The organism is Bradyrhizobium sp. NDS-1 (assembly GCF_032918005.1).
Taxonomy (GTDB): Bacteria; Pseudomonadota; Alphaproteobacteria; order Rhizobiales; family Xanthobacteraceae; genus Bradyrhizobium; species Bradyrhizobium tunisiense.
On sequence record NZ_CP136628.1, the window covers coordinates 113,698 to 127,273 of the forward strand.

Below are 13,576 nucleotides of genomic sequence, written 5' to 3' on the forward strand. Positions count from 1 at the left end.
ACTTATGGCCAACGTCACCCTGCGCAACGTCCGCAAGACCTATCCCGGCGGCTTCGAAGCCATCAAGGGCGTCGACGTCGATGTCGGAGACGGCCAGTTCTGCGTGCTGGTCGGCCCCTCCGGCTGCGGCAAGTCCACGCTGCTGCGCATGGTCGCGGGGCTCGAAACGGTCACCGGCGGCGAGATCGACATCGGCGGCCGGATCGTCAACCAGATCGAGCCCGCCGATCGCGACATCGCGATGGTGTTCCAGAACTATGCGCTCTATCCGCATATGAGCGTGTACAACAACATGGCCTACGGCCTGCGCAACCGCGGCATGGCCGAGGCCGAGATCAAGTCCCGGGTCGAGGAAGCTGCGCGCATTCTCGAGCTCACATCGATGCTGGAGCGCAAGCCGCGCCAGCTCTCCGGCGGCCAGCGCCAGCGCGTCGCCATGGGCCGCGCCATCGTGCGCCAGCCGAAAGTTTTTCTGTTCGACGAGCCGCTCTCCAACCTCGACGCCAAGCTGCGCATCGCGATGCGCGTCGAGATCCGCAAATTGCAGCGCCGGCTCAACACGACGTCGATTTACGTCACTCACGACCAGCTCGAAGCGATGACGCTCGCCGACATTCTCGTGGTGATGAACGGCGGTGAGGTCGAGCAGGTCGGCAATCCCCTTGCGATCTACGAGAAGCCGGCGACCACCTTCGTCGCCTCCTTCATCGGCGCACCGCCGATGAATTTGATGTCGACGCGCCCCGAAGAGATAAAATCGCAGCTCGGCGGCAGTGCCGGTGAAGCCGGCATCCTCGGCATCCGCCCGGAGGATTTCGTCATCACCGACCAGACCCCGGCCGGCGGCGTCGCGCTGCCGCTGACGGTCGAGGCGATCGAGCGCGTCGGCGCAGAAACCTTCGTCTATGGCTCGCGCGAGCAGGAAGAGCAGCGCGTCGCCGCCACGCCCGGCGAGCTGCCACCCGGCGAGATCATAGTCCGCATTCCCGGAACCGAGGCCCCAGCCATCGGCGCGAGAATCCGGGTCGCAGCGGCGCGGGCAAAGCTGCATTTGTTCAGCGGTGACGGGCGGACGCGGATGGAGGCCTGAGGGTTCCGAGGCCTCCCAACTCAAAAACTGCGAAAACAACCCCATGCACAGTAGAACGGCCTTGTTATCGTTGGGATAAATCGCGCCCTAACTTCTTCATGCCCAGGTTGTCCCGCCTGGCCATGTCCAGAGGAAGCGGCAATCCACACTCCCCCGCTACCTGCTTGAACCAACATGGGAACATGCCCATATTGCTGATCAAGGGGTGCCTTTATGGGCCCTGATGCACCAAAGTCGCTTCGAGAGGACTTTGTAAACTATGTCTCGTGTTCCAACGCTCTCCAGTCCGTTCCTTCTGGGCTTCGACGAGATCGAGCGCGTGCTCGATCGGGTCGTCAAAGGCGCCGACGGCTATCCGCCCTACAATATCGAGAGGTGCGGCGGCGCGGACGGCCAGCCCGAGCGGCTGCGCATCACGCTGGCGGTTGCCGGATTCACCCGCGACCAACTCGATGTAACCATTGAGGAAAACCAGCTCGTGATCCGCGGGCGGCAGCAGGACGACAAGACCCGGCAATACATCCATCGCGGCATCGCCGCGCGCCACTTCCAGCGCACGTTCGTGCTGGCGGAGGGGATGCTGGTGCTGGGTGCGGATCTGAAGAACGGGCTGTTGTCGATCGATCTTGCCCGGCCTGAACCGGAGAGGATCGTTAAGACAATCGCTATCAATGAGCACGAATAATGGAACGAGTAGCGGACTCGACCGCTTAGTGTTCCAGAGGAGTCGAGACCATGAGTGAAGGTCACGTTGCGTTCGAATACGAAGCCAAGAACGTCTCGCCCGAGACGCTGGCAGCCCTCGGCGAAGGTCATATCGCCTATGTGAAGCAGATCCGCTCGGAAGACGTGCCGGGCCTGTTTCCCGAAGCGCCGAAAATCGCGCCGGGGCTGAAGCTCTTCGCGCTCCACGCCGCCGATGGCACGCCGATCATGCTGACCGACAGCCGCGAAGCCGCGATCGCCAACGCCTGGAGCAACGAGCTGCAAGCGGTGAGCGTGCACTGAGCGCGCGCACGTCGGACGAATAGAGTTTTTGAGCGGGCATGCCTTCGCAAGAAGGCGTGCCCGTTTTCATTGGGAGGCGTGAAGCGCTGCGGCGGGCGGAACTGAACGACCGACGCGGAGCGAGCCCAATCAGGTCAATCGCGCACGAATGTCCGGCTTCAGGACCTTGCCGACCTTGGAGCGCGGAAGATCGGCCCAGACCTCGATCTGCTTCGGCGTCTTGACGCTGCCGATCTGTGCCTTGACGAAGGCGGCGAGCGCTGCGGTGTCGATTTGCTGGCCGGCGCGGGGCTGCACCACGGCGACGATCCGCTCACCCCATTTCTCATCCGCCAGCCCGATCACGGCGCAATCCTGCACCGCCTCATGCGACCGCAGCGCATTCTCGACCTCGATCGAATAGACGTTGAACCCGCCGGTGATGATCATGTCCTTGGCGCGGTCGACGATATAGAGATAGCCGTCGTCGTCGATGTAGCCGATGTCGCCGGTGTGGTGCCAGCCATGCACTGAGGCTTCGGCGGTGGCTTGCGGATTCTTGTAATAGCCGTCCATCACCAGCGAGCCGCGCACGACGATCTCGCCGCGCGCGCCTGATGGCAGCAGATGACCGTCGCCATCCATGATGCCGGCCTGGACCAGCGGGCTGATCCGACCGGCTGACGCGAGACGCTGCATCGCGATGGTACCGTCGGCATTGTAGTGCTCGCTGGGTGCCATCATCGATATCATCATCGGCGCTTCGGTCTGGCCGAACAACTGCGCCATCGGGCCGATCCGCTGGAGCGCCTCTGCAAGCCGCAGTGCCGAGATCGGCGCGGCGCCGTACCAGAAACATTGCAGCGAACCGAGCTTGGCGCGATCAAGCCCGGGATGATCGAGCAGCATGTAGATCACGGTCGGCGGCAGGAAAGTGTGCGTGACCCCGTAGCGCGCGATCAGATCGAGGAACTCGCCGACGTCGGGGTGATTCATGATCACGATGCGGCCGCCGAGCGTCATGATCGGGAAGCACAGCACGCCGGCGGCGTGCGTCAGCGGCGCCAGCGCGAGATAGACCGGACGGCCCTTGAAGGGATAGCCCATCAAGGTCAGCGCCGTCATGGTCTCGATGTTGCGGCCCGACAACATCACACCCTTCGGCTTGCCGGTGGTGCCGCCGGTGCCCGGGATCATCGCGAGATCGTCGATCGTCTCGCGTTGATAAGGTTCATCTGCGAGGCCGGCGAGCCATTTTTCGAACGATGGCGCGAACGGCAGTTCGGTGTCGAGGCAAACGAGCGTGCGTAACTTCGGCAACTCTGGTCTGACGGCCTCGACCATCGGCGCAAAGCTCGAATGGAACAGAAGCAGGCTGCAATCGAACCCGTCGAGGATGAATTTGTTCTCGGCCGCCTCATTGCGCGGATTGATAGGGCACCACACCGCGCCGGCGCGCGAGATGCCGAACACACAGGCGAAGGCGACCGGATCATTTCCGGACAGGATCGCGACCTTGTCGCCGGGCGCAATGCCCGATCGGTCGAGCCCCCGCGCGATGCGATAGCTGAGCCGCTGCACCTCGCCATAGCCGAGATCGCGTCCATCCATGGTCAGGCACAGCGCATTGACGCCGAGCGAGGCACCCTTGTCGAGGTAATCGATGAAGCGCATGTTCGATCTCGCGATGAGACGGGTGGCGCATAAGTGCACCACCCGCGATCGTTTAGTCGTGTACGGTCAGGACCGGCTTGCCGACCAGACCAAAACTGCGCAATTGCCCAAGCAGCTCGTGATGGCCGAATGCCTGGCAGCCGGAGGCAAAGCCGACGCGCTTGGGCGGCTGCTGCAGCAGGTGCGCCGCGGCATAGGCCTGGAGCATGCCGGTCTGCTTGTAGTTGCTGTTGCCGTAGATGACACAGTGCGCGCGCCCGAGCGGACCGGACGCATGCACCGAATCCATCGACTTGTTGACGCGCGGGTTCTCGCGCGGCGGCATGGTGTTCATCACGCTGGCCGCGGTCTGCGCCAACGCGGCATAGCGGTCGTCGGGGTTCATGTTCTTGGTCGCCTCCAGCGCGCCAGCGACGATCTGCGGCACGCCCAGCATCAGCGCACGATTGAATACGCCGCCCAGCACCTTCACGTTGGCCACGCGCGGATCGCGCTTGAACCACACCGGATGCGAGGTCCCACCCCAGGGCAGGGCCAACGCCAGTTCATGCTGGCCGGGGATGGCGAGGTTGTAGAGACCGGCATCCGGCTGATGCTCGACGTATTTGTTCTGCTCCAGGTAGTAAGCCTTGGCCATCGCGGCATTGACCAGGATGGTCTGCGTCGAGGCGATCGTCGGGCTGCCGCCCCAGAACACGGCGATATCGAGCGTGTCGAGGCCCGGTGTCTCCAGGCACAGTTGGGCGGCGATCTCACCCGTCGTGTACATCTGCGCGATGCCCGGCGCCAGCAGCAGGCCGGCATTGGCGAACCTCGTGCCAAACTCCTGATCGAGCGTGATCAGCCAGTCCTGCTCGCCGGTGGTGTCGATGTAGTGGCACTTGGCAGCGAGACACGCCTGCACCACTTCGGTGCCGAACTTGGCAAAGGGGCCGACGGTGTTGAGCACCACGGAGGCGCCCTTGAACAATTCAGTCAGCGCCGCCACCGTGTGCGGCACCGTCGCCACCTCATAGTCGGCCGTCTCGATGCCGGCCACGTTCGACGTCATCGCGGCCTTGAGCTTCTCTTCGCTTCGCCCGGCCGCGATGAAGGGGATGTTGTATTCGCGTAGATATTCGCAGACCAACCGGCCGGTATAGCCGGATGCGCCGTAGACGATGACGGGCTTCTTGCTCATTGCGATCCTCCTGATGGGTGGTTGTTGGTTGACCGCGCTCACATGCCCATGCCGCCATCGACCGGCAGTCCGATGCCGGTGATGAAACGCGCTCGGTCCGAGCACAGAAACACCGCCGCTTCGGCGATGTCGCCGACTTCCGCGAGCTTGCCGAGTGGTGTCTGCTCCACCACCGAGCCGACCGCGGCGTTGACGTCGGGTGCCAGACCGATCTTCACGATGTCATTGGCAAGCTGCATGCCCATGTCGGTCGGGATCAGGCCCGGATAGATCGCGTTGACGCGCACGCCGAAGCCAAGCTTGCCGGATTCCATCGCACCGACCCGCGTCATGCGGTCGACCGCGGATTTGGTGCCCGAATAGACCGCGATGCTCGGGAAGGCGATCGTTGCCGCAACCGAGGCGATGTTGACGACGGCGCCACCTTTGCCGGCCGGCCCGCCCGGGCGCATGGCGCGGAAGGCATGCTTCATGCCGAGCACCGTGCCGACGATGTTGACGTCGCACATCCGGCGCGCATCCTCGGCCTTGACCTCGGAGATCAGCGAGGTGATCTCGATGCCGGCATTGTTGATCAGGATGTCGTAGCCGCCGAGCGTCGCGATCGTCGCAGCGGCCGCTTTCTCCCACTGCGCGTCGTCGGTGACGTCGAGATGCACGAAGCCGGTCTTCACACCGAGCTTGGCAATTTGACCGGCGCTGTCCTTGCCGACGTCGTCGAGGATGTCGCCGATCATGACCGCCGCGCCGGATCGCGCCAACGCCTGTGCAATAGCGGCTCCTATGCCGCGTGCTCCGCCGGTGACCAGGGCTTTGCGGCCATCAAGGCTCTTCTCACTCATCGCACGTCCTCCCTTTGTTGATCTCTTGGATCGATCTTTTGGACTGATCTTCGCTGATGACCGGTACGTGCTGCGGTCGGCAGCACGGTGCCGGCGCAGTGGCACAGCGGCATGCGCGTCCGTTCCGGCGGCACGGCGCCGGTGGGTGCATTTCCTCCATTTGCGAACGTCTTGACGACTGTCCAAATTCTCGGTGGGCACACTCCTCCCGCGGCTTGACAGTTGTCAAGGAGAAAATTTGACAGTTGTCAAAGAGGATGGTCTCTAGAGCGCGATGAGATCGGACGAATCCTCATCGCGCTTTAGGTCATGTTTGAGCATGATCTTTTCGGAAAACCGCTTCACACTTTTCCGGATCATGCTCTAGACGATGACGGGCGATGTGATCGTCGTGACGAAGAGACGGGAGACAGCGCGACAATGGCGCGGCGAGCGACAGGAGCGGCGAAGCGTGAGGCCGTGGGGGAGGTCGTGCGGGATGAAAAGTTCAACGCGCGACGGATCGAGCTTGCCGAGGCCGCGCTCGAAACGCTTGGCGAACTCGGCTTCGCACGCACCAGCCTGCGCGAGATCGCGCAGAACTCGGCCTTCACGCACGGCGTGTTCCACTATTACTTCAGCGACAAGCTCGACCTGATCTGCTGCTGCGTCCGTCACTATAAGGCGAGGTGCGTGACGCGGTATGACGATGTCGTAGCGACGGCAACGAGCCGCGAGGAGTTGCTCCAGGGTTTCCTCGCCAAGCTCGCAGCAACGTTGCAGACCGAAGCCCGCATGCACCGTCTCTGGTACGATTTGCGCTCGCAGGCGATGTTCGAGGCGGCGTTTCGCGAGGATGTGCTCGAAATCGACAAGAGCCTGGAAGCGATGATCTGGCGCATCGCGTCCCGCTACGCCGACTTCGCCGGCAAACGGCCGGCGTCGTCGCCCGCCGCGCTCTATGCGCTGTTCGACGGTCTGTTTCAGAGCGCGCTGCTCAAGCACCTCGCGGGTGACAGGACGGCGATTCCCGAATTGCTCGACGAAGTCCGGCGCCTGCTGCCGACGGTCTGCTGAAGCGCCGCAGCGGCGGTCACGACGGCGCGGCCGAAGATTCTGTCAGGGAATGGGCATGGCGAATGCGAGGCGTTACGCCGCCGTCGCCGGCGGCAGCGCCAGCACCGAATAGATCGCCTGGGCGTCGCGCGAGGCACGGAGCTTCTTGGCGATGTCCTGGTCGCGCAGGAGGCGGGCGATGCGGGCGAGCGCCTTGAGGTGATCGGCGCCTGCGCCTTCTGGGGCGAGCAGCAGGAAGACCAGATCGACCGGCTGGCCGTCCATCGCCTCGAAATCGATCGGACGATCGAGCCGCGCGAACAGGCCAAAGATCTTTTCGAGCTTGGGCAGCTTGCCGTGCGGAATGGCGACGCCGTAGCCGACCGCGGTGGTGCCGAGCTTCTCCCGCTGCAGCAGCACCTCGAACACGGAGCGCTCGTTCTGGCCCGTCAGCTCGGCGGCCTTGGCCGCGAGCTCCTGCAAGGCCTGCTTCTTGCTGTTGACCTTCAATGCCGGGAGAATCGCCTCGGGTGCGACCAGATCGGTAATCGGCATGGAGGCTTTCCGAGGTGAATTAAACCGTCAGGTTCCGATTTGGCCAGCTTGATAGACCAAGCTGAGCCGGCGTCAATAACATGAAGCAGAAGGGGGACTTAGCCAAAGTCCTGCCAAGTCCAGATGTGGGGGGCTTCTACTCCAACGCAATCCCGGTGCCAACTCCCGCGTGCGGCTTTGCCACGGTCATTGTTAAGGGCCGGGATCGTACGGGCTCCCGCCTCCTCCTAGCCGGCCTTGCCATCGACCTTGGCCCCCGGCGGATCGATCCAGCCCACATTGCCGTCCGCCCGGCGGTAAATGATGTTCACCCGGCCCGAAGACCCATGCTGGAAGACCAGGCAAGGCGCTCCGCTGAGATCGAGTTCCATGACCGCCTCGCTGACCGACAGCGGCTTCAACGAGGTGGTTTGCTCGGCGATGATGACGGGGCTGTAGCCGGTGACTTCCTCTTCGCCCTCCGGCGCCTCCAGCACATAGCTCGTCGCATCGAGCGCGGCCATCGCCTCGGAGGCGACGTGGGCCTTGCGGGCGGAGCGGTCCTTGAGCCGGTTCTTGTAGCGGCGCAGCCGCTTCTCGATCATCACCAGCGCCTGGTCGGCGCTGGCATAGGCGTCCGGCGCGTTCGAATCGGCCTCCAGCGTGATCCCCGAATCGAGGTGCAGGGCGCAATCGGTGCGGAAGCCGAAGCCGTCCTTGCTGAGCGTGATGTGGCCGGAATAATTGCCGTCGAAATATTTGCGCAGCACCTCGTCGGTGCGGTCGGCGACGCGGCCGCGCAGGGCCTCACCGACGCTGATGCTCTTGCCCGAAATCCGAAGAGTCATGGATGCCTCGCTTGGTTTGCTCCTCAGCTGCGACGATGCGTCATCGCCGCTGAAGTCGTTCCCTGCGCATGATCTTCCCACGAACCCTTGCCGCGTTCGTGGGGAGAGGAAAACGCCGTGCACTTTTCCAGATCATGCGCGTGCCTGGATCGGTTGCAAAGGGATGCCGAGAGTAACGCGATTTCGCGCCAGCGCAATCAGGCCGGTTCGGGGTTGCGGGAACGATCGGACAAGGCGGTGGAGAGGACGTTGCCAAGAGCGCTCTGCTTGTCGCGGCGGCGTTGCACCGAGGAGGGTATGCGCATGGCTTCGCGGTACTTCGCGACCGTGCGGCGGGCAATATCAATGCCCGAAGCGCGCAAGCGTTCCACGATGGTGTCGTCCGACAGGATCGCGGCCGGCTCTTCCGAATCGATCAGCTGCTTGATGTGGTGGCGCACGGCTTCGGCGGAATGCGCCTCACCGCCGTCGGCGGAGGCGATCGAGGCCGTGAAGAAATATTTCAACTCGAATGTGCCGCGATTTGTCGCCATGTATTTGTTGGCGGTGACACGCGACACCGTGGATTCGTGCATCTGGATGGCGTCGGCGACGGCCTTCAGATTGAGCGGACGCAAATGCGCCACGCCGTGGGTGAAGAAGCCATCCTGCTGGCGCACGATCTCGGTTGCAACTTTCAGGATGGTGCGGGCGCGCTGGTCGAGCGCGCGCACCAGCCAGGTCGCGTTCTGAAGCGCGTCGGTGAAATAGGACTTGTCGCCGTCCTTGCCGATCTTCTTCGAGAGCTGGGAATAGTAGGTCTGATTGACGAGCACGCGCGGCAAGGTGTCGCTGTTGAGCTCGACATGCCAGCCGCCGTCGGGACCCGGACGGACATAGACATCGGGCACCATGGTCTGCAGACGCGCCGAGCCGAACTTCATGCCGGGCTTGGGATTGAGGCGGCGAATCTCGCCGATCATGTCGGCGATGTCCTCGTCGTCGACGCCGCAGATCTTGCGCAAGGCCACGATGTCGCGCTTGGCGAGGAGATCGAGATGCTCGACCAGGGCCTGCATGGCGGGATCATAGCGGTCGAGCTCGCGGAGCTGGATCGCAAGGCATTCGCTCAAGTTGCGCGCACAGACGCCGGGCGGATCGAATTTCTGCAACACGGCAAGGACGCCCTCGACGTCGGCTTGCGATGCGCCGAGACGCTCGGCGGCCTGGCCGAGATCGCCCGGCAGATAGCCGGCCTCGTCGACGAGGTCGATCAGGTACTGGCCGATCATGCGCTGCGCGGGACCTGTGAAGGCGACCGAGAGCTGCTCGGCGAGATGGTCCGACAGCGTCATCTCGGCGGCGACGAAGGCTTCGAGATTGTAGTCCTCGTCGCCGGAGGCGCCGCCGCCCCATTCGGTATAGGTGGTCGGCGCTGCGTCCTGGGCATTGCGCGCCGCGGTCTCGGCCGGCTCCTCGGAGAAGACGTTGTCCAGGCCCGTGTCCAGGGTCTGCTCGATCTCGGCGCGGGTGCCGAGATCCTTGCTCATCCATTCTTCCTGGCCCGGCTCGAAGCCTTCGGCGCTGCCGCCAAAGCCGTCATCGCCCTGACCGTCACCCTGGCCGCCGGCCTCGTCGCCATCGCCGTAATGGCCGGCCTCGGCCGGGGCGTCGCCCGCGGGGGCCTCGTCATTGGCCCGTTCCAGCAGGGGGTTACGCTCGAGCTCTTCTTCCACGAACGTCGTGAGATCGAGATTGGACAATTGCAGCAGCTTGATCGCCTGCATCAGCTGCGGCGTCATCACCAGCGACTGCGATTGCCGGAACTCTAATCTCTGCGTAAGCGCCATGAAGCAAGAACCGATCCAAAAAGTTGGTCCGATTTTTGCTTATCCTAGTCGGAGCCCGATGTACACGTCTTGACGAAACACAAAAACGGGCTAGAGGCGGAATTCCTCGCCAAGGTAAAGGCGGCGCACGTCCGGATCGGCGACGATCTCATCCGGGCTCCCCTCGGTCAAGATTTCGCCGGCATAGACGATATAGGCGCGGTCGGTGAGGCCGAGCGTCTCGCGGACATTGTGGTCGGTGATGAGCACGCCGATGCCGCGATTGGTGAGATGGCGGACGAGATCCTGGATGTCCCCGACCGCGATCGGGTCGATGCCGGCGAAGGGCTCGTCGAGCAGCATGTAGTTCGGACGCGTCGCCAGCGCACGCGCGATCTCGACGCGGCGCCGCTCGCCGCCGGACAGCGCGATCGACGGCGATTTTCGCAGCCGTGTGATGTTGAACTCGTCGAGCAGCGAGTCGAGCTGTTGCTCGCGCTTCTTGCGCGAGGGCTCGACCACTTCGAGCACCGCACGGATGTTCTGCTCGACGGTGAGGCCGCGGAAAATCGAGGCTTCCTGCGGCAGATAGCCGATCCCGAGCCGCGCGCGCTGATACATCGGCAGCTTGGTGACGTCGTGGCCGTCGAGCTCGATCGCGCCGTGATCGGCCTTGATCAAGCCGGTGATCATGTAGAACACGGTGGTCTTGCCGGCGCCGTTCGGGCCGAGCAGGCCGACCGCTTCGCCGCGCCGCACATAGATGCTGACGCCACGCACGACCTGACGGCTGCCAAAAGCCTTTTTCACGCCATGCACAGCCAGGAAGCCCGGACGCTTCAGGAGCTGCGGTGCGTCCGCGCCATTGGACCTGGCGGCAGCCCTGACAGGGTGAACCGCCTGCGGCCGCGGCTCCGCTTGATAGTCGTCCTGATAGTCACCCTGGAACTGGTCGGGCGCGTGCAGCGCCTGGTCACGGGCCGTCGGCGACACGTCCCGGATCGGGCTGGTCACGAGCCCGCCGACGCTGTCACCGAGCGCGGTGATGTCCTGACGCGCAAATCCTGGCCGGCCGCGCTTGGCGGGGCGCCGACGGAACATGCTGAAGAGATCGACCATCCCCGCCTTCTAGCCTTTCGCGACGATCCTGCGCGAATTCGCGCGATCTGCCGCAGCGGCCTTTCGATTCGCCGATGCAGCATGAGTGAAGGGATGCCTCATGCCCAGTGAAACACGCCCAAAAGCGGCGGACCCCGCTTCGAAAGCCCTGCGCGCTAGATACAGTCTCGCCGGCCAAGCTTCAACCTCGGTTCGGTCGCATCCGAACCAAGCCATTGAGTTCATTTCGGTTTACTTGCACCGGGCAATTGCAGAGGCGGCGCCCCGCCGGGCTTGCCTTGCCCCCCCTGGCCGCAATCACTGCCAGCACCCTGTGGCAGCAGGACCTGAACCCGACCGGTGTCCGACTCCACGCGAGACACGCCGGTCGTCATATCGACCTTCAGCCGGTCGCCGCGCATCACGTTCTTGCACTGTGTCATCACCACTTGACCGGAGCCGCCGCCGAACATGGTGATGAGGTTGGTCCTGGTGTCGAACACGGCCGTTTCGCCCGTCACCACCTGATCCTTCTGGGTGACCACGACGTTGCCCCGCGCCTCGAGCCGCTTGATCGAGGAGCTTCCGCCGGGTCCCGGCTGCGCCGATTGCATCGGGGCGCCCTTGGTCCCCTTGGCCGCAGGCTGGGCCGTGGCCGGCTTGTCACCGCCACCCGAGTCGTAGAACACCACCAGCGTCTTCGAGGTCATGGTGGTGTCGCCCTGGATGACCTTCACGTTGCCGGAGAAGGTCGCCTCCTTCTTCTTGTCGTGCATCTCGAGCGCGGCGGCCTCGATCTGGATCGGCTGATCGCGGTTCTGCGTAAAGCCTTGCATCGCGTTGGGCGGAGCCTGCATGGCGCCTTGCGCACGCGCCGCACCCGTCGCGGCCAACGCGACGCCGATCGCCGCACCAAGAATGGCGCTCCGCTGATTGAGGTCGCGCGAAAAAAAGCCGGGCATGAAAATCACTTTGAATTGGCAGACTTGTTCTGAGGCGTACGTGTCTTCGCCGGCGGCGCGGGCTCGGATGGCGCAGGCTGCGCGGCGGCGGGCTCATCGAGCTTGTCCAGATGCATCACCACATTGCCTTCGAAGCGGATGACGTCGCCGCCTTCGGTGATGCGCAATTTATCCGCGGTCAGCGTGCCGTTGGTCAGCTTGACGTCGACGCGCTCGTCCGAGGAGACCGTGCCCTTGTTCATGTCGACGAAGGCGGAGTTCAGCCGCGCCTCGTAGCCGGTGGACGTCCGCAGGAAGATGTCCTTGTGCAGATCGAGCTGCTGCTTCTTGTTGTCGAAGCGGCCGGTGCGGGCATCGAGGAACAGGGTGGATTGATCCTCCATCAGCACTTTCGCGCGCAGGTCCTTGAGATCGACACGATCGGGGGCGGTGACGTCCTGGGTCGCGGTCTTGGCCCAGAGCTCGTAGGGGCGCTGGTCCGGCGTGAAGCCGGAAAGATGCGGCGACTCCATGGTGATCTTGGTGCCCGACACCACCATGTTTTCGACCGTGAGCGGCAGCTCCGGCATCCGGAATTTGTTGAAGAACGCGATGTAGATGATCACCGCCATGGCCACGACCACCGTCGCCGGCACCGAGACGCGTAGAATCCGCACCAGGCGGCTGTGGCGCGCCGCGCTGGCAAACTTCGCCGCAAGCGCGGCGTCGTAGGTGGGATTATGGGCCGAATTCACGGGGTTCCTGGGGTGTCGCTCGCCTGATCCGGTTAAAGGGCGCCCTATTGTACCCGTCCGCGCCAAAATATGCAGCCCGCGACAGGCTGTTATGAAAGTGTCCGAAACGCGGCGACAACTCCCTCCAGGAGGCTTCAGGAGTGCGCGAAAATGTCCTCCTCCGCCCAGCCCCCGAGGTCGAGCAGGGCACGGGTCGGCAGGAAGTCGAAACAGGCCTTGGCAAGCTGGGTGCGACCTTCCCGCACCAGCATGGCATCGAGCCGCTCGCGCAGGGCATGCAGATGCAGCACGTCCGAGGCGGCATAAGCGAGCTGCGGCTCGGTCAGGCTGTCGGAACCCCAATCGCTGGATTGCTGCTGCTTGGAGAGATCGACATTGAGCACCTCGCGCACGAGGTCCTTGAGGCCATGGCGGTCGGTATAGGTGCGGGTCAGGCGGGAGGCGATCTTGGTGCAGTAAATCGGCCCGGTCATGACGCCAAACGTCTGGTACAGCACCGCGACGTCGAACCGCGCGAAGTGGAAGATCTTGGTGTTGGCGGGATTGGCCAGCAGCGCCTTCAGGTTCGGCGCGTCGGTGTGGCCCTTGGGGATCTGCACCACGTCGGCGCTGCCGTCACCCGGCGAGAGCTGCACCACGCAAAGCCGGTCACGGTGCGGGTTCAGCCCCATGGTCTCGGTATCGATCGCCACCGCTCCGGTGTAGCGGGACAAGTCGGGCAGGTCGCCGCGGTGCAGGCGTACGGTCATGGCGTTTCAAAACCTCGGGTCGAATCGGTTGCTTC

General features: G+C 63.9%; 14 protein-coding genes. 4 read left to right on the forward strand and 10 right to left on the reverse strand.

What is annotated here, in order from left to right; genetic code table 11:
• The first annotated feature begins 4 nt into the window (after positions 1-4).
• From RX330_RS00500 to RX330_RS00510, 3 genes are all read left to right on the forward strand, one after another.
• Complete coding sequence (locus RX330_RS00500) at positions 5-1,090, forward strand: sn-glycerol-3-phosphate import ATP-binding protein UgpC (protein WP_317241698.1); 1,086 nt, start codon at positions 5-7, stop codon at positions 1,088-1,090.
• A 259-nt stretch (positions 1,091-1,349) separates the two neighbouring features.
• A complete protein-coding gene (locus tag RX330_RS00505; RefSeq protein ID WP_028139463.1) occupies positions 1,350-1,775 on the forward strand; it encodes an Hsp20 family protein in 426 nt (141 codons plus the stop codon).
• 50 nt (positions 1,776-1,825) lie between these two features.
• Positions 1,826-2,098 carry a DUF1150 family protein gene (locus RX330_RS00510; protein WP_200452147.1) on the forward strand — a complete coding sequence of 91 codons (273 nt, stop codon included), beginning with the start codon at positions 1,826-1,828 and terminating at the stop codon, positions 2,096-2,098.
• 129 nt (positions 2,099-2,227) lie between these two features.
• Here the strand turns inward: RX330_RS00510 and RX330_RS00515 are convergent, their stop codons facing one another.
• From RX330_RS00515 to RX330_RS00525, 3 genes are read right to left on the reverse strand one after another with little or no spacing between them, the layout of a single operon-like run.
• Positions 2,228-3,751, reverse strand: a complete 1,524-nt coding sequence (locus tag RX330_RS00515) for an AMP-binding protein (RefSeq protein WP_317241700.1) — start codon at positions 3,749-3,751, stop codon at positions 2,228-2,230.
• Between the two features lie 52 nt (positions 3,752-3,803).
• Entirely contained in the window at positions 3,804-4,931 is a 1,128-nt protein-coding gene (locus tag RX330_RS00520) for a DUF5938 domain-containing protein (protein WP_212083289.1), read from the reverse strand.
• A gap of 38 nt (positions 4,932-4,969) precedes the next feature.
• Positions 4,970-5,773, reverse strand: coding sequence for an SDR family NAD(P)-dependent oxidoreductase (locus RX330_RS00525; RefSeq protein WP_212083286.1), 804 nt, complete (start codon positions 5,771-5,773; stop codon positions 4,970-4,972).
• A gap of 471 nt (positions 5,774-6,244) precedes the next feature.
• Here RX330_RS00525 and RX330_RS00530 point away from each other — a divergent pair, with 471 nt between their 5' ends.
• Positions 6,245-6,829, forward strand: a complete 585-nt coding sequence (locus RX330_RS00530) for a TetR/AcrR family transcriptional regulator (RefSeq protein ID WP_317241701.1) — start codon at positions 6,245-6,247, stop codon at positions 6,827-6,829.
• Positions 6,830-6,901: 72 nt separating this feature from the next.
• Here the strand turns inward: RX330_RS00530 and ptsN are convergent, their stop codons facing one another.
• The 7 genes from ptsN to RX330_RS00565 all read right to left on the reverse strand — a co-directional run bounded on the left by ptsN (position 6,902) and on the right by RX330_RS00565 (position 13,541).
• Complete coding sequence (ptsN, locus tag RX330_RS00535) at positions 6,902-7,363, reverse strand: PTS IIA-like nitrogen regulatory protein PtsN (protein WP_008141251.1); 462 nt, start codon at positions 7,361-7,363, stop codon at positions 6,902-6,904.
• 227 nt (positions 7,364-7,590) lie between these two features.
• Positions 7,591-8,190, reverse strand: coding sequence for a ribosome hibernation-promoting factor, HPF/YfiA family (hpf, locus tag RX330_RS00540; RefSeq protein WP_212083280.1), 600 nt, complete (start codon positions 8,188-8,190; stop codon positions 7,591-7,593).
• A 197-nt stretch (positions 8,191-8,387) separates the two neighbouring features.
• A complete protein-coding gene (gene rpoN / locus RX330_RS00545) occupies positions 8,388-10,019 on the reverse strand; it encodes an RNA polymerase factor sigma-54 (protein ID WP_317241702.1) in 1,632 nt (543 codons plus the stop codon).
• A gap of 90 nt (positions 10,020-10,109) precedes the next feature.
• The gene (gene lptB / locus RX330_RS00550) at positions 10,110-11,117 is read right to left on the reverse strand and encodes an LPS export ABC transporter ATP-binding protein (protein ID WP_212083261.1); all 1,008 of its coding nucleotides are present in this window, start codon (positions 11,115-11,117) and stop codon (positions 10,110-10,112) included.
• 221 nt (positions 11,118-11,338) lie between these two features.
• Positions 11,339-12,058 (reverse strand): LptA/OstA family protein, encoded by a 720-nt coding sequence (locus RX330_RS00555; RefSeq protein ID WP_317241703.1) that lies wholly within the window; start codon positions 12,056-12,058, stop codon positions 11,339-11,341.
• A 5-nt stretch (positions 12,059-12,063) separates the two neighbouring features.
• Complete coding sequence (gene lptC / locus RX330_RS00560; RefSeq protein WP_317241704.1) at positions 12,064-12,792, reverse strand: LPS export ABC transporter periplasmic protein LptC; 729 nt, start codon at positions 12,790-12,792, stop codon at positions 12,064-12,066.
• Between the two features lie 134 nt (positions 12,793-12,926).
• The gene (locus RX330_RS00565; RefSeq protein WP_317241705.1) at positions 12,927-13,541 is read right to left on the reverse strand and encodes a ribonuclease D; all 615 of its coding nucleotides are present in this window, start codon (positions 13,539-13,541) and stop codon (positions 12,927-12,929) included.
• Positions 13,542-13,576: the final 35 nt, after the last annotated feature.

Coding starts and splice junctions, on each gene's coding strand:
- RX330_RS00500 (WP_317241698.1), top strand. CDS start 5: ATGGCCAACGTCACCCTGCGCAACGTCCGCAAGACCTATCCCGGCGGC.
- RX330_RS00505 (WP_028139463.1), top strand. CDS start 1,350: ATGTCTCGTGTTCCAACGCTCTCCAGTCCGTTCCTTCTGGGCTTCGAC.
- RX330_RS00510 (WP_200452147.1), top strand. CDS start 1,826: ATGAGTGAAGGTCACGTTGCGTTCGAATACGAAGCCAAGAACGTCTCG.
- RX330_RS00515 (WP_317241700.1), bottom strand. CDS start 3,751: ATGCGCTTCATCGATTACCTCGACAAGGGTGCCTCGCTCGGCGTCAAT.
- RX330_RS00520 (WP_212083289.1), bottom strand. CDS start 4,931: ATGAGCAAGAAGCCCGTCATCGTCTACGGCGCATCCGGCTATACCGGC.
- RX330_RS00525 (WP_212083286.1), bottom strand. CDS start 5,773: ATGAGTGAGAAGAGCCTTGATGGCCGCAAAGCCCTGGTCACCGGCGGA.
- ptsN (WP_008141251.1), bottom strand. CDS start 7,363: ATGCCGATTACCGATCTGGTCGCACCCGAGGCGATTCTCCCGGCATTG.
- hpf (WP_212083280.1), bottom strand. CDS start 8,190: ATGACTCTTCGGATTTCGGGCAAGAGCATCAGCGTCGGTGAGGCCCTG.
- rpoN (WP_317241702.1), bottom strand. CDS start 10,019: ATGGCGCTTACGCAGAGATTAGAGTTCCGGCAATCGCAGTCGCTGGTG.
- lptB (WP_212083261.1), bottom strand. CDS start 11,117: ATGGTCGATCTCTTCAGCATGTTCCGTCGGCGCCCCGCCAAGCGCGGC.
- RX330_RS00555 (WP_317241703.1), bottom strand. CDS start 12,058: ATGCCCGGCTTTTTTTCGCGCGACCTCAATCAGCGGAGCGCCATTCTT.
- RX330_RS00565 (WP_317241705.1), bottom strand. CDS start 13,541: ATGACCGTACGCCTGCACCGCGGCGACCTGCCCGACTTGTCCCGCTAC.